This is a genomic window from Acidimicrobiales bacterium, assembly GCA_035547835.1.
Taxonomy (GTDB): Bacteria; Actinomycetota; Acidimicrobiia; order Acidimicrobiales; family Iamiaceae; genus DASZTW01.
Window position 1 is genome coordinate 74,194 of sequence record DASZTW010000005.1, and the last position, 22,284, is coordinate 96,477.

Below are 22,284 nucleotides of genomic sequence, written 5' to 3' on the forward strand. Positions count from 1 at the left end.
AGGCCACGTTGACCGCACCTGCCTCGACGCCCAGCCCCTCGTTCTCCGAGCGGGTCGTCAGCCGCCTTTCGACGGGACTGTTCGGCAACCGCTCGTCGCGCCGGGGGTTCCTCGCCAGCACGGCCGTGGTCGGCTCTGCGCTCACCACCAAGCCCTGGAAGTATCTCGTGGAGCCGGTGAGCGCCTACGACGCCGTGTGTGGCTCCGGCAACGAGTGCGGCGACGGCTGGACCGTGTTCTGCTGCACCTTGAGCAAGCAGAACATGTGCCCCAACGACACCTTCGTCGGCGGCTGGTGGAAGGCCGACAACTCGGGGTTCTGCTGCGGCGGAGCCCGCTACTACATCGACTGCAACGCCAAGTGCGGGTCGATCTGGAACGGGTCCTGCCACTGCAACAACACCGGCACCTGCGATCGGCGCCGGGTCGCGTGCAACCAGTTCCGCTACGGCCAGTGCCACCAGGAGATCAGCTGCTACGGGCCGGTCGTGTGCCGTGTGGCCACGTGCACGCCGCCGTGGCAGTACGACCAGACCTGCACGACCGCCAGCGCCACCGACAACAACACCGCCACGCACTCGGCGCCCTGCCTCGACCGGGGCTGCTCGGCGATCACCGACCTCTGGCACCACTACGGCGGGCCCACCGGCGTGCTCGGCCAGATGACGATCCCGCCGGGACCCGACCCCTCCGGCCGCGGCCTCTGGGCGGTCTTCCAGCACGGCGCGATCTTCGAGTCGGCCACCACCGGCACGCACGCCGTGCGCGGCTCGATCTGGGGCGAGTACTACGGCCAGCGCAACACGCTGAGCCCGCTCGGATTCCCCATCACCGAGGAGAGCACGCTCACCACACCGTGGGGCAAGGTCTTCGTGTCGTGGTTCGAACAGGGCGTGATCGTCGCCTCGTGGACCGCGGGGGTGCACTCGGTCTGGCAGCCCATCTACCAGTGCTACTGGGGCATTGGGTCCGTGAAGTCCGCGCTCGGCCACCCGACCGACTCGGTCCAGCCCACCAGCGACGGCGGGCAGTGGCAACCGTTCCAAGACGGCCTGATCTACTGGAGCAGCGGCACCGGCGCGCACGAGATCCGCGGCTCGCTGTCGCTGAAGTACCGCGTGCTGGGCCGGGAGAAGAGCTCGCTCGGCTATCCCATCTCGAACACCGGCACGGTTCGGGGTGTCGCCGTGTGCTGGTTCCAAGACGGCATGATCTCCGACTCGCACGACGTCGGGCTGCACGCCATCTGGGGACCGATCTACCGCAAGTACTACGGGATGGGTTCGTACACGTCGCCGCTCGGTTTCCCGATCTCGGACGTGTACACGCAGTCCGACGGCACCCAGCGCGCCGACTTCCAGCACGGCAGCCTCACGTACAACCCGCTCACCGGAATCGTCTCGTGACAGGAGCCCCCATGGCCATCACGATCGTCTGCGCATTCGCCCTTGCCGTCGTGGCCGCCATCCGCGGTACGTGGTCGCCATGCGGCTTGTCGATGCTGTCGACCATCACGCCGGTCACCGAGCGGGCGCGCGGCCACCGCTACCCGGCGGCTGCGGCGTGGTTCATCGCCGGCGCCGCCGTCGGCGGCGCGTGCCTCGGCGCCGTGGCGGCTGCCATCGCCGCCGCGTTCCACGCCGTTGGCCCGTCGCGCTCCCTCTCGCTCGCGCTGGTCGGCGCCGCCGCGCTGGTGGGGGTCGCATCCGACTTGGCGGTGTTCGGGATCTCCCTCCCGTTGCATCCCCGCCAAGTCGACGAGACGTGGCTGCGCAAGTTCCGCACCTGGGTGTACGCCGGCGGCTTCGGCTGGCAGATCGGCACCGGGTTCGCCACGTACATCATGACGGCAGCCACGTACGCGCTGGTGGTGGTCGCCGCCCTCACTGCGTCGCCGGTGGTCGCCTTCGCCGCGTGCGTCACGTTCGGCACCCTGCGGGGCGCGGCAGTGCTCCTGAGCGCCCGCGCACGCACGCCCGAACGGCTGGCTGCGCTGCACCGCCGCCTCGATCGGGCCGAGCCGGCCAGCCGCGCGCTCGCGGTGGCGGGCCAGGCCGCCGTGGCGGCCGGCGCGGTGGCAGCGCTGGCAGGACCCGGCTGGTCGACGGCGGTCATCGCGGCCTGCCTGGCAGCCACCCTGCGCAAAGTCCGTTCTGGGCTGTTTTTGACGCGTCCCAACGCGTAATTTTCAGCCCAGAACGGGTCGGTGCGCCTTGGGGTGGGGGCGTCAGGCCTTGGAGATGTACTCGCCGGAGCGGGTGTCGACCTTGAGGCGGTCGCCGACGTTGACGAACAACGGCACTTGGACCTGGATCCCGGTCTCGACCGTGGCGGGCTTGCGGGCACCCGACACCCGGTCGCCTTGGACACCGGGCTCGGTCTCGATCACGGCCAGCTCGACGGCCGCCGGCAGCTCCACCCCGACGACCTCGTCGCCGTAGAACTGCACGTTGGGGGTGGCACCTTCGGTGATGAACCCCGCTGCGTCGCCGAGGGCCGAAGCGGCCACCGTCGACTGCTCGTACGTCTGCGTGTCCATGAAGACGAACCCGTCGCCGTCGCGGTACAGGTACTGCATCTCCCGCTTGTCGATCATGGCCTGCTCGACCTTCTCGCCGGCACGGAACGTGCGGTCGAGCGAGTAACCGGTCCGGACGTTGCGGAGCGTGGTGCGAACGAACGCCCCACCCTTGCCCGGCTTCACGTGCTGGAACTCCACCACCTGAAAGAGCCCCTCGGGCAAGTTGAGGGTCATGCCGTTCTTCAGGTCGTTGGTCGTGAGAGCCATGGTGTTCCTCGGGAAGTGACGGATTGGACGGTCAACTCACCGCGGTGACCTTGGGAGCCAAGGTGAGCGGGCGCGATCCGGTCGGTGTCACCAGCAGGGTGTCCTCGATGCGCACGCCGCCGTGGTCCCGCAGGTACACGCCGGGCTCGACGGTCACGATCGCGCCGGGCGTGAGCGTAGCAGCCGAGGTGCGCGAGACCCCCGGTGCCTCGTGGATCTCGAGTCCCACCCCGTGGCCGGTGCCGTGGCTGAACGCGTCGCCCCAGCCCGCCTGGTCGATCACCTCACGGCAGGCGGCGTCGACGTCGACCGCCGGCACGCCGGCGACCACGGCGGCGACCCCGGCCTGCTGGCTGGTGGCCACGACTTCGAGCATGCGGGCCTGGGTCGACGTGGCCTCGCCGAGCATGACCGTGCGGGTCATGTCGGAGCAGTAGCCATCGACGACGGCGCCGAAGTCGAGCACCACGAGGTCGCCCTCGCGCAAGCGGGTGTCGTCCGGCCGGTGGTGCGCCATCGCGCCGTTCGTGCCGGCCGCGCAGATGGTGTCGAAGCTGGGACCGCTCGCGCCGAGTCGGCGCATCTCGCTGTCGAGCTCGAGTGCGAACTCCCGCTCGCGCGGCTCCTCGACGAGTCGATGGCGCAGCCGTGCCAGGGCGGCGTCCGCGATGGCCGCCGCCGCCTCGATGCGGGCGATCTCCCCGGCGTCCTTCACCACTCTCGAGTCCTCGACCAGGCGGCCGGTCGGCACCAGCTCGGCGCCCTCGAACCACGACGACGCGTACCGGCGCTGCGCCGCCCACGTGACCGAGTCGGACTCCAAGCCGATCCGCGAGAAGCCTGACGACCGCGCTTGGATCGCGTCGCGCTGCGCCTCACCGGCGCCGATGACGATCTCCGCGTCGACGCCCGCCCGTTCGAGCTCGTCGCGGGACTGGAAGTCGTAACGCCCGTCGGTGACCAGGTGGAGCCGATCGGGCGTGGCCAGGAGCAGTCCGGCCGAGCCGGTGAACCCGGTGAGCCAGCGCACGTTCACGAGGTTCGTGACCAACAGTGCATCGCACCCCGCGTCGTCGAGACGCTCCTGCACCCGAGCAGCCCGGCCGGCCACGTCGGACGGCGCCAGACCTTCGACCAACCGCAAGACCCGCGCCGCAGCCCGGACCGGGTCGGCCGCGTCGGCCAGCGCGTACACGTCGGTGTCGACGACCGGCGCTGTCACATCGACGCCGCCCGCTCCTCGAGCACCGCCACGGCGGCGTCGACCGCCAGGCGGTACCCCAGCCCACCGAAACCGATCACCGCGCCGCCGACCACCCCCGCCAACACCGACGTGTGACGGAACGGTTCGCGCGCCGCGGGATTCGACAAGTGCAGCTCGATCGACGGCCCGTCGAACGCCGCGAGCGCGTCGTGCAACGCCCATGAGTAGTGCGTGAAGGCCGCGGCGTTGATCACGATGGCGGCAGCCCGACCTCGCGCCGCGTGGATGGCGTCGATCAGGTCGCCTTCATGGTTCGATTGCGTGTGCTCGAGAGCAAAGCCGTGGGCGGCCGCCGCTTCGGTGGCGGTGGCGACGTGGTCGTCCAGCGAGGCGGTGCCGTACACCGCCGGCTCGCGTTGGCCGAGCAGATCGAGGTTCGGGCCAGACAGCAGCACGATCGTGCCGCGCGACGGCTCGCTTCCGGTCATGCCCGCAATGCTTCCATGGCGTCGAGCAGCAGTGCGCGATCGTCGACCGGTACGGGCTCGACGCCGCGTGGCCCGTCGAGCACCAAGGTGACACCTGCGACCGCTTTCTTGTCGCGGCTGAACAGGTCGACGAGCTGCCCCGGGTCGAGGCCGGACGGCAAGGCCAGCGGGAGGTCGTACGACGCGACGACGTCGCGGTGCTCGAGGACCCGTTCGTCGTCGATGCGCCCGAGCCGCCGCGCCACCTCGGCCGCGTACACCAGCCCGATCGCCACCGCTTCGCCGTGTCGCAGGTCGTACTGGCCGGCGGTCTCGACCGCGTGGGCGAGCGTGTGGCCGTAGTTCAGGATCGCCCGGCGACCGCTCTCGCGCTCGTCGGACGCCACGACGTCGGCCTTGCAGCGGACGCACGCAGCGACGGCTTCGTCGAGCGGCAGGTCGCGCAAGTCGTCGACACCCAAGAAGGCGTACTTGGCCATCTCCCCGAGCCCGCTGCGGTACTCGCGGGGCGGCAACGTCGCCAGCACCTCGGTGTCGCACAGCACGGCGGACGGTTGCCAGAACGCGCCCACCAGGTTCTTGCCTTCGGGCAAGTTCACGCCCGTCTTGCCGCCGATGGCCGCGTCGACTTGACCGAGCAGCGTGGTTGCCACGTGCACGACGGGCAGACCCCGGTGGTACACCGCAGCGGCGAAGCCGGCCGTGTCGGTCACCACCCCGCCGCCGACGGCGACCACGACGTCGCCGCGGGTCAGCCCCCACTGCGCGAAGTCGCGGCACAGGTCCTCGACCGTCCCGAGGTGCTTGGCGTCCTCGCCGTCGCCCATCGTGAAGGTCCGTTGCTCGATGCCGGCGTCGACCTCGACCCCGATGGTCGCCTGGGTCACGATGGCCGCGCGCCGGACGCCGTGCGGCACCACGGCCGCCAGGCGGTGGCGCGCGCCGGACCCGACCAACACCGGGTAGCTGCGGTCGCCCAGCGGGACGTCGAGCTCGATCATGGCCGCATCACCGCGCACCCGACGCGGCGCCCGCTTGGACCACGCCTGACTCGCGCAGGGCCTCTTCGACCAGCTGGCTCAGGCGCTTCTTGGGCTTGTCGTCGTGCTGGTGGACCGGCTCGACGTCGATCGTGATGTCCGCGACCTTCTCGTACCAGCCGTTCCGCTCGCCGGCGAGGCGTTCCAGGGTTCCGGCCACGTCGTCGTCGAGCAGCGGACGGCGCTTGCGGCCGTCCTGGCGCTGCTCGATCCGGCTGGCGAGGAACTCCGGGGTGGCCCGCAGCCACACGACCGCCACGTCGGGCTGTGCCAGTCGAGTGCGGTTGGCCTTGGTGGTGACGACGCCGCCGCCGGTGGCCACGACCGTGGGCTCGCGAGCCGACAGCAGGTCGGCGAGCACCCAGGTCTCCGCCTCGCGGAACGCTTCCTCGCCCTCCTCGGCGAACCAGTGGCGGACGCTGCGGCCGGTGCGCTCGGCCAACGCCGCGTCGGCGTCGACGAACCGGTAGCCGAGCCGGCGCGCCAACCGCTGGCCCACGGTGGTCTTGCCGGACCCCATCAGCCCGACCAGCGCGATGTGCGTCGGGTGCTTCGAGCGACGATCAGCCAAGGGGACCCTCCCGCCGGTCCCGCTCTGCCGCCTCTGCGTTGCGCACCATCTCGCGCACGGAGTCGCCGCCGAACTTGCGGGCCGCCTCGTTGGCGAGGGTGAGCGCCACCATCGTCTCGGCGACCACACCCATCGCCGGTACGGCCGTGACGTCGGTGCGCTCCTTGAACGACACGCCCGGTTCCTTCGACAGCACGTCGACCGTCTCCAGCGTGGGCCGGTTCAGGGTGGCGAGGGGTTTCATCGCGGCGCGCACCACCACCGGCTCGCCCGTGGAGATGCCGCCTTCGAGGCCGCCGGCGAGCATCGAGGTGCGGCGGAAGCCCTCCTCGGCGTCGTACGTGATCGGGTCGTGCGCCGCGCTCCCCCGCCGCGAGGCGACTTCGAAGCCGTCACCGATCTCGACGCCCTTCACCGCTTGGATGCTCATGACCGCCTGGGCCAGCAAGGCGTCGAGCTTGCGATCCCAGTGGACGTGGCTCCCGAGGCCCACCGGCACGCCGTACGCCAGCACTTCGACGATGCCCCCGAGCGAGTCACCTTCTTTGGCAGCAGCCTTGATCTCGGCGACCATCGCTTCCTCGGCGACCGGGTCGAAGCAGCGGACGGCCGACGCGTCGATGCGGGCGAGGTCAGACGGGCGCGGGCGGGTGTCGAGCCCGGCCCGGGCGCCACCGAGCGCGATGACGTGGCTGAGGACCTCGACGCCGAGCTCGGCGAGCAGCGCTTTGGCCAGCGACCCAGCCACCACCCGAGCCGCGGTCTCGCGGGCCGAAGCCCGTTCGAGCACGTCGCGGGCGTCGACGAATCCGTACTTCTGCATGCCGGCGAGATCGGCGTGGCCGGGTCGGACCTGCGTGAGCGGGGCCTTGGTCCCGCCCGGCTCGACGGCCATCTCCTCGTGCCACTTGTCGGAGCGCTTCCACTCGGAGTTGCCGATCTCGATGGCGACCGGAGAGCCGAGCGTCCGGCCGTGGCGGACCCCGCCGACGATCGTGAGCTCGTCTTGTTCGAACCGTTGGCGCGGACCTCGCCCGTAGCCGAGGCGGCGGCGGGCGAGCTCAGCCTGGATCTGCTCGACCGTCACGGTGAGCCCCGCGGGCAGCCCCTCCACCACCACGACCAGGCCGCGACCATGTGATTCGCCGGCGGTGAGGAAGCGGAGCATCACGCGAATCTACGCCCTGGGCGCCGGGCGTCCGAACGGGGTTCGGGGCGCGTGGCTGCTCAGGCGACCAGCGCGGGGCTGATCAAGATGGCCACCACCGCGCCGAGTGCGAGCATCGGCCCGAACGGGAACGGCGCGCTGTGGCCGCGCCGCACCGCGAGCACCACCAGCCCCACCACCACCCCGGCCAGACCGGCGACCAGCAGCGAGTGGACCACCAGGATCGGGCTCAGCCACCCGAGCCAGAGACCGAGCAGGCGTGCCAGCTTCACGTCGCCCCAGCCCATGCCTTTGGGGGACACGAACGCCATCAGCGCCAACAACGCGAAGAAGCCGAGCGACCCCGCCGCGGCGTACAGGATCCGTGCGGGCTCATGGCGCACCAGCGACAGCACCACCACCGCCACGACCGACCCGTACAGCATCGGGAACGTGAGACGGTCCGGCAGCCGGTACGTGCGCAAGTCGACCACGGCCAAGGTGAGCAGTCCCGAGAACAGCAGGAGGTAGGGCACGAGCGGTGCGCTGGCACCGAAGCGGATGCCGGCGAGGATCCAGAGCACGGCGTTGACGACTTGGACGGCGAGCTGGGCCACGCCCACGACGTGGCCGCACTCGCGGCAACGTCCTCGGTGGGCGAACGGTCCGGCCACCGGCACGAGCTCGAGCCCGTGCAGCGGGGCGTCGCAGGATCCGCACCGCGACCACGGCGCCCGCAGCGGGCGGTCGAGGTCGGCGTCGTCGCGATGGCGAACCGCCAGCGCCTCGACGAACACGCCCGACACGAGACCGCCTGCCCCGCACGCCGCGAGGAGCACCGGGTCGGCCATGGCGGGCACCCTACGGCGCGCTGGGGTACGACGGCATGCTCGTCCTGTCGGCCGGATCAGGCCGGGGTCAAGGCGTGGGGTCGTCGCGGGCAGCCAGGGCGCCGACCGCCGCGCCCGACATGACCCCGGTCGGGGCGTCCTGGCCGGTCCAGATCCGGAAGGCCTGCGCGGCTTGCGCGATCAGCAGACCCAGGCCGTTTGCGACACTGGCGCCGCGGCTTCGGGCCGCGATGATCCACGGCGTGCTCGCCGGTTCGTAGATCAGGTCGACTGCGAGCTGTCCTGGACCGAGCAACGCCGGGTCCGACGGCATCACCGGCGGCTCGTCGACGCCGGGGAAGGTGGCCACGTTGGCCATGCCGACCGGCGTCGCGTTGACCACCAGGTCGGCGTCAGCCACGGCTTCGGCCGGCACGACGTTCCCCACCGAGCCCGCCAGGCGGGCCGCAGCCGCGGCGCGCCCGGGCGTGCGGTTGACGATCCCGACTTCGGCTGCGCCGGCCGCGGCGAGCGCGTGGATCACCGCCCGGGCCGCGCCGCCGGCGCCCAGCACGACGGCGCGGCGGCCATCGGGGTCGAAACCCTCGTCGTTGCGCAAGAAGGCGACGAACCCCGAGCCGTCGGTGTTGTGGCCGACCGTCCGCCCGTCGCGCAACGACACGCAGTTGACCGCGCCGAGCGCGGCCGCGTCGGGGGTGAGCTCGTCGACCGCGGCCGCAACCTCCGCCTTCAGCGGCATGGTGACCGACAGGCCGCCGATGCCCAGCACCGCCATGGCGGCGACCGCGTCGGCACCACGGCCTGCAGCCACTTCGAAAGCGAGGAACACCCAGTCGAGGCCGAGCGCCTCGAACGCGGCGTTGTGCAGCACCGGCGACAGCGAGTGACGGACCGGATCGCCGATCACCGCGGCCAGACGGGTCGAGCCGCTCGGCCGGAGGGTACCCATCAGCACCCGAGCGAGCTGGCCATGCAGGCCTGCACCGCGCGGTTGTAATCGGCGCTCGTGTTGTCGGCGAAGAACTCGTGCTGGGGACGCCCGAGCGAATCGTCGGCGACCGCACGCACGTAGAACCGCCATGGGCCTGCGGCGGGGTTCATGGCCGCTTCGAGCGCGTCCTTCCCCGGCGCGCCGATCGGGGTGGGTGGCAGGCCGCGGTGCGTGCGGGTGTTGTACGGCGAGTCGACCTTGAAGTCGGCGTTGGTGAGCGGCGATTGGCACACCTGCTCGTTGAGCGAGGTGACGCACTTGAGGTACTTCGAAGTCGCGTCGATGCCGAGCGGCTCGTCGGCCGCCAGACGGTTGTAGATCACCCGCGCGATCTTCGGCGCTTCGTCGGGGTTGCCGGCCTCGGCCTGCACCATCGAGGCGACGGTGATGATCTGGTACGGCGTGAGGTTCAGGCGCTGGGCGGCGGCGCTGATGCCGAGCTGGGCCGTCTCGTCCTCCATGCCCGAGACCATGTTCTCGAGCACGAGGTCGGCGCTCGCGCCGCGGGGTACCGACCAGGTGGACGGCAGCAGCAGGCCTTCGAGCGCGCTGCCGTTCTCGGGCAGGCGGGACGCCGGGACACCACCAGGCGGCAGGAGCGTCGACGTGACGCTGCCGTCGGTCAGCGCGCGACGCATGGCGGTGACCGACAACGACGGCACCATGGAGTGGTACCGATTGATGATGTTGGCGAGGCGAAAGCCGGGAGGGATCGCCACGTCGACCGGAACCGGCACGGTGGTCGTGGTGGGGTGGCCGCCGAGGGCGTCGCGGACTTTGGTGCGCAGCGGTCCGAGCACCAACACGACCAACGTCGCGACCACCGCCGCCGCCAACAACACGTTGCGGCCCCGCCGACGGTTGGGCGGCAGCCCCGATCCACCGGGCCGACCCTCGCTGCGGGTATCGACCGCGAGGCGCGACGCGGGCAGCTCGATCGGCTCGAACGGCGATTGATCGGTCATGTGCGTTGGGTGCCCTCGTCGAGCGGTGGGACCACGGTGCCGGCGGCCACCCCGTCGAGCCACGCCTGCAGCAAGACGGCTGCGGCCACAGCGTCGACTTTGCCGCGGCGTGCACGGCTGTCGAGGCCTTGGTGCTGGAGCGACCGGTTGGCGGTCACCGACGTGAGCCGCTCATCGTAGAGGGCCACCGGCAAGCCGGTCGCGCGCCCGAGCTCGTCGGCCTCGGAGCGGGCGGCCTCGGCCGCCACCCCCACCTGTCCTCCCATGGTCACCGGCAGACCGACGACGAGCAGGTCGGCCTCCCACTCCTCGGCCAGCGCGGCGACCTCCCGCCGGTACGCCGCTGCGTCGCGGGTGCGGGCGACCACGGTGAGCGGTGTCGCGACGCCGGTCGTGGTGTCACCGAGCGCCACCCCGACCCGCTTGGTGCCGGGGTCGACACCCAGCGCCCTCACGCCGGCGGGATGCCGGCGGCAGCGCGGGCCTGGTTCAGCGCGTCGTCGAGCTGCGAAGGATCCTTGCCGCCGGCCTGGGCGAGGTCGGCGCCTTTGCCGCCGCCACCCCTGACCGTCTTGGCGGCGTCGGCGATGAGGTCACCGGCGTGCAGACCCTGACCCGGCCGGACCGCCGCGACGATCGTGACACCGCCGCCATCGGGTGCCCCGCCGAGCACGGCGCCGCGGATGCCGTCCTTGTCGCGCACGGCGAGAGCCAAGTCGCGGACGTCGTCGCGGGTGATGCCGTCGACCCTGGCCACCACCACCCCGTCGATCGCCTGGGCAGCGAGATCGCCGGCCTGCGAGGTGGCCATCCGGCGCCGCAGGCCCTTGAGCTCGTCGCGGAGGTCGTCGAGCTCGGCCACGCGCTTGTCGATGCCGCTCAGCAGATCGGACGACGGCACTCCAACGCGAGCAGCTGCTTGCGCCACCAGGTCTTCCTCGGCGCGGAGCCGATCGATCGGACCGGTGCCCGTGACCGCCTCGATGCGGCGGATGTTCGACCCGATCGAGCCCTCGCTGACGATCTTCAGCGGCCCGATGTCGCCGAGCCGCTGCACGTGGGTGCCGCCGCACAGCTCGATGGAGTGCTCGCCGGCCTCGAGCACCCGGACCCGGTCGCCGTACTTCTCGCCGAAGAACGCGATCGCGCCGAGCTCGGCCGCGTGTTCCTTGGTGGTCTCGAAGTGGTGCACGGGCGCGTTGCCCAAGATGTCGTGGTTCGCAAGGTCTTCGATGGTGCGGATCTGGTCGGTGGTGACCTGCTCGTAGTGGCTGAAGTCGAACCGCAACCGGTCGGGCGCCACCAGCGACCCCTGCTGCTTCACGTGCTCGCCCAGCACCGTGCGCAGCGCCCAGTGCAGGAGATGGGTGGCGGTGTGGTTGCGCCGGATCGCGGCGCGCCGCTCGTGGTCGATCTCGGCGCGGGCGAGCTGCCCGGCTGTGATCTCGCCTTCCACGATGCGGGCATGGTGGCGGTGCAGGCCCGGCAGCGGCGCGGTGGTGTCGACCACGTCGGCCCGGCCGGTGTCGGTGGTGATGGTGCCGGTGTCGCCGACCTGGCCGCCGGACTCGGCGTAGAACGGCGTGCGGTCGAGGAAGATCGACACGAGGGTGGGATCGTCGTCAGACGGAACGACCGCCACGACGGTGCCGTCGACGAGGTCGACGTCGCGCCCCACGAACGAGGTGGGCCCGTGTTCGTCGAGGACGGCAGCGAAGGCGGCCGCTTCGTCGCCCGCCGCCACGCCGCCTTTGCGGGCGTGCGCCTTGGCCCGGTTCCGTTGATCGGCCATGGCGCGGTCGAAGCCGGCCTGGTCGAACTGGTACCCGCGGTCGGCCACCAGCTCGGTGGTGACCTCGAGCGGGAAGCCGTGCGTGTCGTGCAACGTGAACCCGACCTCGCCCGGCAGCGTGCCGCCTTCGGGGAGCGCCGCCAGCTCCGCGTCGAGGATGCCGAGGCCGGTGCGCAGCGTGCGACGGAACTGGCCTTCCTCGCGCTCGAGCACGCCGAGCAGGCCGTCGCGGGCGTCGAGCAGGTAGGGGTAGGCACCGCCCATCACGGTGATGACCTCGTCGGCCATGGCGGGCATCACCAGGTCCTCGACGCCGAGCAGGTACGCGAACCGGATCGCCCGGCGGATGATCCGGCGCAGCACGTAGCCGCGGTCGTCGTTCGACGGGACCACGCCGTCGGCAACCAGGAAGGTCATCGTGCGGGCGTGGTCGGCCATGAGCCGCAAGCCGATGTCGTCTTGGGGGTCGCGGCCGAGCAGACGGCCGGTGAGCGACTGTGCTTTGTCGACCAGGCGCGAGAGCGTGTCGGCGGCGTACAGCCAGTGGTCGCCCACCAGCGCCGACGCGATGCGCTCGAGGCCGGCGCCGGTGTCGATGTTCTTCGACGGGAGGTCGGTCAACGTGCCGTCGGGCTGGCGGAAGTACTGCTGGAACACCAGGTTCCAGATCTCGACGAAGCGATCCTCGGCCGCAGGGTTGGCCGGACCGCCGTCGGGCCCGATCTCGGGGCCGTAGTCCCAAAACAGCTCCGAGCTCGGCCCGCACGGGCCGACGTCGCCCATCTCCCAGAAGTTGTCCTTGTCGAACCGCACGATCCGCTCGGCGGGGAACGCGACCTCGTCGACCCAGATCTCCGCTGCTTCGTCGTCGTCGACGTGGACCGACACCCAGATGCGATCACCGTCGAGTCCGAGCGTGCCGGTGACGAACTCCCACGCGAAGCGGATCGCGTCGGTCTTGAAGTAGTCGCCGAAGCTGAAGTTGCCGAGCATCTCGAAGAAGCTGAGATGGCGCGGCGATCGGCCGATCGCGTCGAGGTCGTTGTGCTTGCCGCCGGCGCGCACACACCGCTGGACCGACACGGCCCGGCGCGGGTCCCACGGCACGGGCTCCTCGCCGAGGAACTGTGGGACGAACGGCATCATCCCCGAGTTCGTGAACATCGGAGCCGACGGGTGGTGCGGGATCAGGCTGGCCGAGGGGACGACCGTGTGTTCGCGCGCCGCGAAGAAGTCGACGAAGGCGCGGCGAAGCTGGTCGACGTCCATGGCGCGCGAAGCCTACCGGGCGGCTTGGCGGGCCTGAATCGAGTTGGGTTCGGCACCCGGGCGGCCCGAGGCCCGCCCGGTGGTGTCGATCACGGTCGTGTGACCTGGGCGGTTGTCGCGAAGCTCCTGCTCTCGCTCACGCATCGCGGCGCGCCCCTCGCGCACCGCGTCGGCCACCCGCTCGGCCGCCGCGCGCGCCCGATCCCGAGCGGCTTGTTGCACGTGCTCCGGCGCAAGCCGGCCGACGGCCTCCCGCACCCGCCGACGGGCGTACACGGCACCGCCGAGTCCCGCCGCAGCTCCGGTGGCGAACCAGGTGACGCGCTTGAACACCGCCTCACTTCCTCTTCGGTCGACGGGTGGTGCGGGCCGTGCCCGTGCTGCGGGGGCCGCCACGGGCGTCACGCCGCGCCGCCGCGCTGTGGCGGGCAGCCGGCAGCGACGTGACGCCGGGCGGCGGTTCGGTGCCGCGCAACCGCTTGGCAGCCCGGCTCGTGCCCGATGCCAGGGCCATGGTCTTGATGACGGGGTTCGACACAGCCCGGTAGGCAAGCCGAGAGGCCGCGTCGACCGTGCCGGTGATCGACTCGGCCGACGACAGCACGGCGTCGAGCCGGTCGACTTGCGCATCGGCCCCCGCCACCGTGTCGCCAAGTGCGGCCACGAGCTCCTCGGCATGGCGGTCGAGCCGCTCCGCCGCGGCGCGCAACCGGCGAGCGGCCCGCAGCAACGACCCGATGGCCCACACCAGCACCGCAACCGCCACGGCCGTGCCCACGCACACCAGCACGGTGGCGAGGTCGGTGGCGCTCATCTGGGCGACGAGCGCCGTCATGCGCGCGGCCTTTCGGAATCGTCTCGCCACCGTTGCAGCTCGGCCATGCGCCGCCCGATCTCCTCTTCGTCGCCGTGGGGGGACGGCCGGTAGAACGTGCGTCCGGCCACTTCTGGCGGCCGGTAGCTCTGGTCGACCCATCCCCGCGGGTCGTCGTGAGGATACTCGTAGCCCTCACCGTGACCCAGGGACGCCGCGCCACGGTAGTGGGCGTCGCGCAGATGGGCCGGGACCCCGCTCGCCCGCTGCTCGCGCACCGCCGCCTGCGCCGCGCCGAGCGCGACCGTGGAACGGTTCGACTTCGGCGCGGTGGCCAGGTACACGGTGGCGTGGGCCAAGTTGAGCTGGGCTTCGGGGAGGCCGACGAACTCGACGGCGCGGGCCGCGGCGTCGGCCACCACCAGCCCCTGCGAGTCGGCCAGGCCGACATCTTCCGACGCGAGGATCACCAGGCGACGGGCGATGAAGCGGGCGTCCTCCCCCGCCTCGAGCATGGTTGCGAGCCACCACAGCGCTGCGTCGGGATCGGACCCGCGGATCGACTTGATGAAGGCGGACACCACGTCGTAGTGCTCGTCGCGCCCGTACCGGAGGGCTTTGGTCCCGAGGGCCGCCTCGGCCTCCACCAGACCGATCACGGCAGGCCGGCCATCGGGAGCTCGAGCCGGCGAAGCCGAGCCGGCGGCCTCCCGACCGGAAGGCGCGCGCTCGCCGGCCGCGTCGTCCGCGGCGCGCCGGGCGGCCGCGCTCCGGGCCAACGTCGCCGCCACCTCGAGCGCGGTGAGCACTTGACGACCGTCGCCGCCGACCCGAGCCACCAGGTGGTCACGCGCGGCCGCGTCGATGGCCACGCGTTCGGCCTGGACGCCCCGGTCAATCAGCCGACCGACCGCGTCGGCGTCGAGCTCGTGCAAGCGGAACAACGTCGAGCGGCTGAGCAGCGGAGGGTTGACCTCGAAGTACGGGTTCTCGGTCGTGGCACCGATCAGCACCAGCAGGCCCGACTCCACCACCGGCAACAGCGCGTCCTGCTGCGCCTTGTTGAACCGGTGGACCTCGTCGAGGAACAAAATCGTCCCCTGCTCGTGCTCGCCGAGCCGTTGGTGGGCCTGCGCGATGACCGCTCGCACGTCGCCCACCGTGGCGTTCACGGCCGAGAGCTGCTCGAACGCCTTGGCCGTGGTGCGCGCGATCAGGCGGGCGAGGCTCGTCTTGCCGGTGCCAGGCGGCCCCCACAGCACCACGGAGCTGAGTCGGTCGGCGTCGATCAGCGTGCGCAAGGGTGCACCTGGGGCGAGCAGGTGGTCCTGGCCGACGATGTCGTCGAGCGTCACGGGCCGGAGTCGTTCAGCCAGCGGTGCCCGCGTCGCCAATCGGTCCTCGGCGGCAGCTGCGAACAGGTCGCCGCCAGCACCGCCGCCAGCACCGCCGCCCGCGCCGCCGACAACGCCGCCCCGCGGGGCCCGTGGTGCCATCACCCGAGGCTACGCGCCCCACTCCCCCACCTGCTGTGAGCACCCAGCCACCCACCAGGTGGCCAAGTGCTCACAGCACGACGGAGGGGGGTCAGGCAGTGTGGTGGCGCGGGACGCGGAGGCGGCGCGACGAATCGCCCGAGGTGGAGCGAGCGCCGGTGCAGTACAGCTCTGCCGGGTCCGCGCCGAACGACGAGCGCCAGGCGGCGTCACGCCACAGCTGCACGCCATAGGTCTCCTCGGCACGGCGGACCACGAACGCGTAGGCGAGTACACCCGCGAGCACGGCGGGCATCACGACACCGAACGCCACGGTGGCCGTGGCGAGCAGCAAGGCGCTGACGCATACGATCACCCGCGCAGATCCCGGCGATTGGCGCTCGAACGCACCGGGCGGGAGCGGTCGGTGCCGGGCGGCCGCCTGGCTCAGTCGCTGCCAGCATCCGCCGCCGACCACGATGCCGACTGCCCCGACGATGACCACATCGCGCATCGGACGCCCGACCGACCCCCATCGTCCGAGCACGCTGAGCTCGATCACCCACAGCAACGACGCACCGAGGGCGACCTCCACGAACCATCTCGCCCGCTGGCGCTCGGGCACCACCCGCATCGGTCGATCGGTCCCAGCCATGTGCCTGACGCTACCCCGCCGGCCAGCTCCCGGTACCGGCACCCGCGTGCGGCCCCCGACCCCGCCCGGGGCCGCACGCCCCTCGCCCCCGGCGCCGGGACAGCGACGCACCCGCCGCGCCGCCATCGCCCAGCGGCTCCGCCCGCGCCCGCCCCCCGCCCGGGGCTGCGCGCCCCGCGCCCGAGCGGCCCGTGGCCCAGGCCGACCCGTCGGCGTGCTCGAATGGGTGCGTGACCGTTCGACATGTCGTGCTGCTTCGATTCCACCCCGACGCGACCGACCAGCAGCTCACCCACCTCCGGTCCGGGCTCGACGAGTTGCCGGGCATCGTCGGCACGACGCGTGCGTACCATCACGGCCCCGATCTGTCCCTCGCCGACGGCAACCACCAGTACGCGATCGTCGCCGACTTCGCCGATCTCGCGGGCTACGAGGCCTACCGCGATCACGCATGGCACCAGCAGCTCATCGCCGAGCGCCTCCGACCCATCCTCGCCAACCGCACCGCGGTCCAGTACGAGTTCGAGGACTGACCCGTGGACCTCGGGATCGCTGGCCGGCGAGCGGCCGTGGCCGCCGGCTCTGCCGGGCTCGGGCTCGCCTCGGCCCGGGCGCTCGCCGCGGAAGGGGTCACTGTTGCGATCTGCGGGCGGGACCGCCGACGGGTCGAGGACGCGGCCACGAGCATGCCGGGCGCCATCGCGCTCGTAGCCGACGTCGGCACCCCGGCCGGGGCCACCGCGTTCGTCACCGCCGCGACCGAGGCACTCGGCGGGCTCGACATCCTCGTCCCGAACGCGGGTGGGCCACCGGCCGGAACGTTCGAGTCGACCGACCTCGAGGCCTACGAGCCCGCGCTGGCGTTGAACCTGCTGTCGACCGTCGCGATGTGCAAGGCCGCGGTCCCGGCAATGGTCGGCCAGGGCTGGGGTCGGGTGGTGGCGATCACGTCGGTGACCGTGCGCCAACCGTCGCCGACGTTGATCTTGTCGAACACGGCTCGGGCGGGCGCCACCGCGTTCTTGAAGACGCTCGCCGGTGAGGTCGCCGGGGGCGGGGTGACGGTGAACTCGGTGCAGCCGGGCCTCCACGGCACCGACCGCATGGTGTCGTTGTACGGGTCGATCGAAGCGGCCGAGGAAGCTGCTGCCAGTCGATCGATCGGCAGCGGCACGATCGGGCGTCCCGAGGACTTCGGCCGAGTGGTGGCGTTCTTGTGCTCCGACACCGCCCGTTTCATCACTGGCGCGGCGATACCGGTCGACGGCGGCGAGTACCGCGGCCTCCAGTAGCGGCGGTCAGGCCTTCTTCGGCAACAACCGCAGACCGAGCTCGGTGAGCTGCGCGGCGTCGATCGGCCCCGGGGCCCCGGTGAGCGGGTCGGCGCCCGACTGGGTCTTCGGGTAGGCGATGACTTCGCGGATGTTCTCCTCGCCGACCAACAACGCCGTGAGCCGGTCGATGCCGAACGCGAAGCCGGCGTGCGGTGGTGGCCCGTAGCGGAACGCGTCGAGGAGGAACCCGAACTTCAGCTGCGCCTCGTCCTCGCCGATGCCCAACAGCTCGAAGATCCGCTGTTGGATGTCGGGCCGGTGGATCCGGACGCTGCCCGAACCGAGCTCCCAGCCGTTCAACACGAGGTCGTACGCCTGCGAGCGGATCGACAGGAGGTCGGACGGGTCACTCGACGCAAGCTGTGACAGGTCGTCGGCGTGGGGCATCGTGAACGGGTGGTGCGCCGGTAGGGGTCGGCCGTCGTCGCCGAGCCCTTCGAACAGCGGGAAGTCGACCACCCACAAGAAGTGGAACCCGGCTGCGTTGACCGGCGGCCGGCCGAGCTCGAGCCGCAACAGGCCGAGCACGTGACGAACCACGGTGCGCTCGTCGGCCACCAGCAACAACAAGTCGCCCACTTCCGCGTCGAGCGCCGACCGCAAGGCCTGCTGCTCGTCGTCGGAGAGGAACTTGGCCACCGGCGAGCTCAGCGCGCCGTCTTCGACGCGGAACCACGCCAGGCCCTTGGCGCCCCACTGCTTGGCGCGGTCGGTCAGGTCATCGAGCCGCTTGCGCCCGAGCTCGGCGCCGCCCGGCAGCCGGATGCCCTTCACACACGGGGTGCGGAACGCGTTGAACCCCGTGGCCGCGAACACTTCGGTGAGCTCGACCAGCTCGAGGCCGAACCGCACGTCGGGCTTGTCGGACCCGTAGCGCTCCATGGCCTCGTGCCACGTCATCGACGGGATGCTCGCCGGTCGCTCCCCCGTGACCGCTTCGGTCGCGTCGGCGACCGCCTCGCTGGTGAACGCCAACACTTCCTCTTGGCCGACGAAGCTGGCTTCGAGGTCGAGCTGCATGAACTCGAACTGCCGGTCGGCGCGGAGATCCTCGTCGCGCAGGCAACGGGCGATCTGGTAGTAGCGGTCGATCCCACCCACCATCGCGAGCTGCTTGAACAGCTGCGGACTCTGGGGAAGGGCGTAGAAGTCACCCGGGCTCTGGCGCGACGGCACCACGAAGTCGCGGGCGCCTTCGGGAGTCGACGCGATCAACATCGGCGTCTCGATCTCGACGAAGCCCTGACGTTCCATCGCCGAGCGCAGCGCGCTGTTGATCTTCGCCCGCGCGAGCAAGTTGTGCTGCATGCGGCCGCGCCGCAAGTCGAGGTAGCGGTGACGCAGCCGCAGGGTCTCGTCGATCTCGCGGCGGTCGTCGAGGGGGAACGGCGGCGGCTCGGCCACCGACAGGATCTCGACCTCGCAGTCGTGCAGCTCGACCTCGCCGGTGGCCAGGTTGGGGTTGACGGTGCCGTCGGGTCGCGCCTGGACCGTGCCGGTCACGCGCACCACGTACTCGGCGCGCACGTCGTGCGATCCGTCGACCACGCACTGGACCAGACCGGTGCGGTCGCGCAGGTCGACGAACGCCAAGTGCTCGCCGTGCTCGCGCCGCCGTGCCACCCAACCGCACAGGTGGACGGTGCGACCGATGTCGGCCGGGCGCACGTCGCCGCACCAGGCGTCGCGCCGACCCGCCGGCGCACCGGTGAAGCTGAGCTCGGGTCGCTGCTCGGGCGCTGGGCCGTCGGTCATCGTTCCTCCGTCGCGGGATCCGCCCCGGATGGGGACGTGGGCCGGGCCGCTGCCAGCAGCTCGTTGACACGCACCGCGACCTGGTCGCGGGCGATGGTGGTCTGGGCGTCGTCGGGACGGTGGTCGTGGCCGCGCAGGTCGCGCACCGTGACCTGCCCACCTGCTGCTTCCTTGGGACCGACGATGAGCGCGAGCGCGGCGCCCGACCGGTCGGCCGCCTTCATCTGGGCTCGCATCGAGCGGGCGTCGAACGCGCGGTCGGCGGCGATGCCCGTGCGGCGCAGCTCGACGGTGAGGTCACGGGCCGCGTCGCCGCCGGTCACGTCGACCACGAACACGTCGACCGAGGGCTCGGGCACGTCGAAGACGCCTTCCGCGTCGCATGCCAGCAGCACGCGCTCGATGCCCGAACCGAATCCGACACCGGGCGTGGGTGGCCCACCCAACGCCTCGACGAGGCCGTCGTAGCGCCCGCCGCCGAGCACGGCGGCCTGCGCGGTGTCGAGCACGTCGCTCGTGAACTCGAACAGCGAGTGGTTGTAGTAGTCGAGCCCCCGCACGAGCCGGGGTTCGAGGACCACGTCGATCTCGAGCGCGCGGAGGCCTTCGAGCACGCGCTCGAAGTGCCGGGCGGCGTCGGGCGACAAGTGGTCGGTGATGCGGGGCGCGTCGGCCGTCGCGTCACGAGTGGCGGCGCGCTTGGAGTCGAGCACCCGCATCGGGTTGGTCTCGACTCTCGCCCGGTCATCGGGATCGAGGTCGCCGAGTCGGTCGGTCAGCCAGCCGCGGAGCAGGTCGATGTACGCCACGCGATCGGCGGGCGTGCCCAACGAGTTGAACAGCAACGTGACGCGGCGCAGCCCGAGCGCGGCGAGGTACTCGTGGCCGAGCGCGATGACCTCCACGTCGAGGTCCGGGTCGGGCGACCCGAGCGCTTCGACGCCCACTTGGTGGTGCTGGCGGTAGCGCCCGGCTTGCGGACGCTCGTACCGGAAGGCGGGGGTCAGGTACCAGATCTTCCAGGGGTTCACTTGCGGCCGATGTTGGGCGTACGCACGGGTGACCGACGCGGTGCCTTCGGGCCGCAGCGCCACCCGGCGCCCGCCTTTGTCCTCGAAGTCGTACATCTCCTTGCGGACCACGTCGGTGCCCTCACCCAGCCGTTGGAAGACCCCGAGGTCTTCGAACAGCGGCGTGTGCAGCAACCCGTAGCCCGCCCGCTCGATGAGGCCGGCGAAGGTGGCGATCAGCCGCTCCCAGCGGGCCGCCTCGCCTGGCAGGACGTCGCGCGTCCCGACAGGTGCACTGAACGAAGGCCCGGCCGACACGGCCCGCCACGCTACCTGGCGCCACCCCACCACCGAACCATGCGATTCGCCGACACGATCCGCCAGAACGCGCGGCCGGGACCGGCCGAGCGTGGTCCACCCGGCCGCGCCAGGGCCCCACCATGCGCTCGGCTCGTGGACCCCTGCACTACCTTGCGATCGGTGAAGCGCTCCGCTGGGCGATCGGCGCTGCTCGTCGTCACGCTCGTCGTGGCCGTGATCGTGCTCAGCCGCATGCCGTCCAGCGGCAGTGGGGCCGACGCCGCGCTACCCGACGCGCCGGGCGCCTCCGCCGCACCCCGTGACCCGACCTCGACCCCGAGCACCGCATCCACGCCGCGCCGCGGCGCCAGTACCGCCAGGTCCGCCACCACCGAGGTCAGCGGCAAGGCTCGGATCCGCTTGCGGTTCGCCGGCGACATCAATTTCACCGGCCCGTTGTCCGCGGCGCTCGCCAGTGATCCGGCCACGGCGCTGGCCGCGATCTCACCCGCGCTGCACGACGCCGACCTCTCCGTTGCCAACTTGGAGACGGCCGTCACCAGCCGGGGAACAGCTGCCGCGAAGCAATATGCGTTCCGGGCACCCGCTTCGTCGTTCACCGCGCTCGAGGCAGCGGGCCTCGACGTGGTCACGATGGCCAACAACCACGGCCTCGACTTCGGGCTCGATGGGGTTGACGACGCGCTGGCCGCGTCGAAGTCGTCGGGCCTGCCGGTCATCGGGATCGGCCGCGACGAAGATCAGGCGTACCGGCCGTTCGAGACCACGATCCGGGGCCACCGCGTGGCCGTGATCGGCGCGACGCAGGTCATCGACGACAACCTCATCGAATCGTGGACGGCCACCGCGACGCACCCGGGGCTGGCCTCGGCGAAGCGGGTGGACCGCCTGCTGGCCGAAGTGCGCGCCACCCGCGCGCGCACCGACACGCTGGTCGTGTTCCTCCACTGGGGGATCGAGACGCACACCTGCCCGAGCGAGACCCAAGAGACGCTCGCCCGCCAGCTGGTCGATGCCGGAGCCGACATCGTGGTCGGGAGCCACGCCCACCGGGTGGAAGGCGGGGGGCGGCTGGGCCAGGCCATCGTCGACTACGGCCTCGGTAACTTCGCATTCGACGCGCCGAGCGCGGCCAGCTCGAACTCGGGCATCTTCCAAGTCGCCATCGGCGGCGGCAAGCCGACGAGCTACGAGTGGCTGCCCGCCCACATCGGCGGCGACAACGTGCCGCGGCTGCTCACCGGGGCCGCCAAGGCCGACGCCGACCGCACGTGGGACAGCCAGCGCGCTTGCACCGGCCTCGACAAGTGACGTCGCCCGCGGGCGCGACCGGGGCGCTTCGCAGTCGGGCGGCCCGCCGTGCCGTCAGCCGACGCCGAGCAGGTCGACCACGAACACCAACGTCTCGTTCGGGCCGATGACGCCGCCGGCGCCCTGCTTGCCGTACGCGAGGTGCGGCGGGATGGTGATCTGGCGGCGACCGCCGACCTTCATCCCCGCCACACCCTGGTCCCAACCGGCGATGACCTGACCTTGGCCGAGCCCGAACCGGAACGTCTCCCCGCGGTCCCACGAGGCATCGAACTGCTGGCGGGTGCGCCACGACACGCCTACGTAGTGGACCTCGACTTGCGAGCCCGGGGTGGCTTCCTGCCCGTTGCCGACTTCGAGGTCGTCGACTTCGAGCTCGGTCGGCGGCGTCTCGCCGGGAGGCACGAACACGTGGGGCTTCTCGTCAGCGGCCATGGCTGCACCCTACGGCATGGTCCACGGGCCCCGGTCGGCGTGGCGGGGGCGCGACAGTTGGCGCGGCC

23 protein-coding genes are annotated in these 22,284 nt (G+C 71.7%); 5 read left to right on the forward strand and 18 right to left on the reverse strand.

The genetic code is table 11. The annotated features are described in order from the left end of the window. Positions 1 to 8: 8 nt before the first annotated feature. Together VHA73_02790 and VHA73_02795 are read left to right on the forward strand one after the other, a co-directional pair. Entirely contained in the window at positions 9 to 1,406 is a 1,398-nt protein-coding gene (locus VHA73_02790; GenBank protein HVX16934.1) for a hypothetical protein, read from the forward strand. Between the two features lie 11 nt (positions 1,407 to 1,417). After that, positions 1,418 to 2,185 (forward strand): hypothetical protein, encoded by a 768-nt coding sequence (locus tag VHA73_02795; protein ID HVX16935.1) that lies wholly within the window; start codon positions 1,418 to 1,420, stop codon positions 2,183 to 2,185. Positions 2,186 to 2,227: 42 nt separating this feature from the next. Here VHA73_02795 and efp read toward each other — a convergent pair whose 3' ends face one another. The 15 genes from efp to VHA73_02870 form a co-directional block, all read right to left on the reverse strand. Continuing rightward, complete coding sequence (gene efp, locus VHA73_02800) at positions 2,228 to 2,788, reverse strand: elongation factor P (GenBank protein HVX16936.1); 561 nt, start codon at positions 2,786 to 2,788, stop codon at positions 2,228 to 2,230. A gap of 31 nt (positions 2,789 to 2,819) precedes the next feature. Further along, positions 2,820 to 4,010: an aminopeptidase P family protein gene (locus tag VHA73_02805; GenBank protein HVX16937.1), complete on the reverse strand. Its 1,191-nt coding sequence runs from the start codon at positions 4,008 to 4,010 to the stop codon at positions 2,820 to 2,822. After that, positions 4,007 to 4,480 carry a type II 3-dehydroquinate dehydratase gene (locus VHA73_02810; GenBank protein ID HVX16938.1) on the reverse strand — a complete coding sequence of 158 codons (474 nt, stop codon included), beginning with the start codon at positions 4,478 to 4,480 and terminating at the stop codon, positions 4,007 to 4,009. Before VHA73_02810 ends, VHA73_02805 begins: the two co-directional genes overlap by 4 nt. Next, the gene (locus VHA73_02815; GenBank protein HVX16939.1) at positions 4,477 to 5,481 is read right to left on the reverse strand and encodes a 3-dehydroquinate synthase family protein; all 1,005 of its coding nucleotides are present in this window, start codon (positions 5,479 to 5,481) and stop codon (positions 4,477 to 4,479) included. Before VHA73_02815 ends, VHA73_02810 begins: the two co-directional genes overlap by 4 nt. A gap of 7 nt (positions 5,482 to 5,488) precedes the next feature. After that, a complete protein-coding gene (locus tag VHA73_02820) occupies positions 5,489 to 6,091 on the reverse strand; it encodes a shikimate kinase (GenBank protein HVX16940.1) in 603 nt (200 codons plus the stop codon). After that, positions 6,084 to 7,259, reverse strand: coding sequence for a chorismate synthase (gene aroC / locus VHA73_02825; protein HVX16941.1), 1,176 nt, complete (start codon positions 7,257 to 7,259; stop codon positions 6,084 to 6,086). The genes VHA73_02820 and aroC overlap by 8 nt, the downstream gene beginning before the upstream one ends. 59 nt (positions 7,260 to 7,318) lie before the next feature. Further along, positions 7,319 to 8,089, reverse strand: coding sequence for an A24 family peptidase (locus tag VHA73_02830; GenBank protein ID HVX16942.1), 771 nt, complete (start codon positions 8,087 to 8,089; stop codon positions 7,319 to 7,321). Positions 8,090 to 8,156: 67 nt separating this feature from the next. Beyond that, on the reverse strand, positions 8,157 to 9,038 hold the full coding sequence (aroE, locus tag VHA73_02835; protein ID HVX16943.1) for a shikimate dehydrogenase: 882 nt from the start codon (positions 9,036 to 9,038) through the stop codon (positions 8,157 to 8,159). Further along, complete coding sequence (locus VHA73_02840) at positions 9,038 to 10,045, reverse strand: endolytic transglycosylase MltG (protein HVX16944.1); 1,008 nt, start codon at positions 10,043 to 10,045, stop codon at positions 9,038 to 9,040. Before VHA73_02840 ends, aroE begins: the two co-directional genes overlap by 1 nt. Next, positions 10,042 to 10,500 (reverse strand): Holliday junction resolvase RuvX, encoded by a 459-nt coding sequence (ruvX, locus tag VHA73_02845; protein ID HVX16945.1) that lies wholly within the window; start codon positions 10,498 to 10,500, stop codon positions 10,042 to 10,044. The genes VHA73_02840 and ruvX overlap by 4 nt, the downstream gene beginning before the upstream one ends. Beyond that, positions 10,497 to 13,106 carry an alanine--tRNA ligase gene (gene alaS / locus VHA73_02850; GenBank protein ID HVX16946.1) on the reverse strand — a complete coding sequence of 870 codons (2,610 nt, stop codon included), beginning with the start codon at positions 13,104 to 13,106 and terminating at the stop codon, positions 10,497 to 10,499. The genes ruvX and alaS overlap by 4 nt, the downstream gene beginning before the upstream one ends. 12 nt (positions 13,107 to 13,118) lie before the next feature. Continuing rightward, positions 13,119 to 13,439 (reverse strand): hypothetical protein, encoded by a 321-nt coding sequence (locus VHA73_02855; protein HVX16947.1) that lies wholly within the window; start codon positions 13,437 to 13,439, stop codon positions 13,119 to 13,121. Positions 13,440 to 13,443: 4 nt separating this feature from the next. After that, positions 13,444 to 13,941, reverse strand: a complete 498-nt coding sequence (locus tag VHA73_02860) for a hypothetical protein (GenBank protein HVX16948.1) — start codon at positions 13,939 to 13,941, stop codon at positions 13,444 to 13,446. After that, positions 13,938 to 15,416, reverse strand: coding sequence for a replication-associated recombination protein A (locus VHA73_02865; GenBank protein HVX16949.1), 1,479 nt, complete (start codon positions 15,414 to 15,416; stop codon positions 13,938 to 13,940). Before VHA73_02865 ends, VHA73_02860 begins: the two co-directional genes overlap by 4 nt. 91 nt (positions 15,417 to 15,507) lie before the next feature. Continuing rightward, complete coding sequence (locus VHA73_02870; protein HVX16950.1) at positions 15,508 to 16,050, reverse strand: hypothetical protein; 543 nt, start codon at positions 16,048 to 16,050, stop codon at positions 15,508 to 15,510. A gap of 230 nt (positions 16,051 to 16,280) precedes the next feature. Between VHA73_02870 and VHA73_02875 the strand changes: the two genes are divergently transcribed. After that, positions 16,281 to 16,583 carry a Dabb family protein gene (locus tag VHA73_02875; protein ID HVX16951.1) on the forward strand — a complete coding sequence of 101 codons (303 nt, stop codon included), beginning with the start codon at positions 16,281 to 16,283 and terminating at the stop codon, positions 16,581 to 16,583. Between the two features lie 3 nt (positions 16,584 to 16,586). Beyond that, positions 16,587 to 17,342, forward strand: coding sequence for an SDR family oxidoreductase (locus tag VHA73_02880; GenBank protein ID HVX16952.1), 756 nt, complete (start codon positions 16,587 to 16,589; stop codon positions 17,340 to 17,342). A 6-nt stretch (positions 17,343 to 17,348) separates the two neighbouring features. Here the strand turns inward: VHA73_02880 and aspS are convergent, their stop codons facing one another. Together aspS and hisS are read right to left on the reverse strand one after the other, a co-directional pair. Continuing rightward, on the reverse strand, positions 17,349 to 19,139 hold the full coding sequence (gene aspS, locus VHA73_02885; GenBank protein ID HVX16953.1) for an aspartate--tRNA ligase: 1,791 nt from the start codon (positions 19,137 to 19,139) through the stop codon (positions 17,349 to 17,351). Further along, a complete protein-coding gene (gene hisS / locus VHA73_02890) occupies positions 19,136 to 20,467 on the reverse strand; it encodes a histidine--tRNA ligase (GenBank protein HVX16954.1) in 1,332 nt (443 codons plus the stop codon). Before hisS ends, aspS begins: the two co-directional genes overlap by 4 nt. A 162-nt stretch (positions 20,468 to 20,629) precedes the next feature. Between hisS and VHA73_02895 the strand changes: the two genes are divergently transcribed. Further along, complete coding sequence (locus VHA73_02895) at positions 20,630 to 21,781, forward strand: CapA family protein (GenBank protein ID HVX16955.1); 1,152 nt, start codon at positions 20,630 to 20,632, stop codon at positions 21,779 to 21,781. A 54-nt stretch (positions 21,782 to 21,835) separates the two neighbouring features. On the opposite strand, the gene VHA73_02900 is transcribed toward VHA73_02895, so the two are convergent. Further along, positions 21,836 to 22,216: an FKBP-type peptidyl-prolyl cis-trans isomerase gene (locus VHA73_02900; GenBank protein ID HVX16956.1), complete on the reverse strand. Its 381-nt coding sequence runs from the start codon at positions 22,214 to 22,216 to the stop codon at positions 21,836 to 21,838. Positions 22,217 to 22,284: the final 68 nt, after the last annotated feature.